The sequence below is a fragment of the Vibrio sp. 10N.222.52.C3 genome (assembly GCF_041474195.1).
Classification (GTDB): Bacteria; Pseudomonadota; Gammaproteobacteria; order Enterobacterales; family Vibrionaceae; genus Vibrio; species Vibrio crassostreae_C.
Genome location: NZ_JBFRTQ010000208.1, coordinates 1 through 500, shown reverse-complemented (window position 1 = coordinate 500; position 500 = coordinate 1). Strand labels below are relative to the sequence as shown.

Below are 500 nucleotides of genomic sequence, written 5' to 3'. Positions count from 1 at the left end.
CTATTACAGAAATCACAGGGGCGACTAACACAACGACCTATCAAGGTACGACGACAAGCGGGACTCCTGTCTTCACGCTCGCGCTAGCGAATGATGGCTCTTATACCTTTACGTTGTTAGGTCCTCTAAATCATCCTACAAGTCCGAATTCCAATACCTTAACGATTCCATTCGATGTCGTTGCCGTCGATGGTGATGGCGATGATTCTAACCAATATGTATTGCCAATCGAGGTGCTCGATGATGCGCCAGTAATGACGGCGCCGACTGGTGACATGGTTGTCGATGAAGACGATCTTACTGGTATTGGTTCAGATCAATCTGAAGATAGCATTATTAATGGGTTATTCACGGTTGATGAAGGCGCCGATGGTGTTGTGAAGTATGAACTGGTTGATGAAGATTTGGTTCTTACTGGCTTAACCTCTGATGGAGAAAGTTTAGAGTGGCAAGCTGTGTCGCAAAGCGGCACAACATTTACTTACGTTGCTCAAACAGCA

General features: G+C 45.8%; 1 protein-coding gene. It reads left to right on the top strand.

The window, feature by feature from the left end:
• On the top strand, positions 1 to 500 hold a 500-nt coding region (locus AB4517_RS22155; protein ID WP_372150018.1), incomplete at both ends, for a hypothetical protein.